This window comes from Burkholderia sp. Bp8991 (genome assembly GCF_003853795.1).
Classification (GTDB): Bacteria; Pseudomonadota; Gammaproteobacteria; order Burkholderiales; family Burkholderiaceae; genus Burkholderia.
Window position 1 is genome coordinate 1 of the sequence record NZ_QTQJ01000082.1, and the last position, 726, is coordinate 726.

General features: G+C 65.4%; 1 protein-coding gene. It reads right to left on the minus strand.

Annotated features, from left to right (window positions below):
* On the minus strand, window positions 1–726 hold a 726-nt coding region (locus DIE02_RS35230), incomplete at both ends, for an electron transfer flavoprotein-ubiquinone oxidoreductase (protein ID WP_185702689.1).

Below are 726 nucleotides of genomic sequence, written 5' to 3' on the forward strand. Positions count from 1 at the left end.
GCCTTCCGGCGTGACCCACACGATGTTCTGCGTCGGGTCCTTGATGTCGCAGGTCTTGCAGTGCACGCAGTTCTGCGCGTTGATCTGCAAGCGATCTTCGTTGCTGTCGTTCTTGACGAACTCGTAGACGCCGGCCGGACAGAAGCGCGCTTCCGGGCCCGCATACGTGCGCAGGTTCACGTTCACCGGCACGCTCGCGTCCTTCAGCGTCAGGTGCGCCGGCTGGTTCTCCTCGTGGTTCGTGTTCGAGATGAACACCGACGACAGCCGGTCGAACGTCAGCTTGCCGTCCGGCTTCGGGTACTCGATCGGCGTGCACTGCGATGCCGGCTTCAGCATCTCGTGGTCCGCATGCTTGTGGTGCAGCGTCCACGGCACGTTGCCGCCCATCACCTTCTGTTCCAGCCCGACCATCAGCGTGCCGAGGTAGAGACCCTTCGCCATCCACTGCTTGAAGTTGCGCGCGCGGTACAGCTCCGTGTACAGCCACGATTGCTTGAAGGCGTCCGGATACGCGTTGAGCTCGTCCGACTGGCGACCGGCCTGCAACGCGTCGAACGCGGCGTCGGCCGCGAGCATGCCGGTCTTGATCGCCGCGTGGCTGCCCTTGATCCGCGATGCGTTCAGGAAGCCCGCGTCGTCGCCAATCAGGGCGCCGCCCGGGAACACCGTCTTCGGCAGCGACAGCAGGCCGCCGGCCGTGATCGCCCGCGCGCCGTACGACAC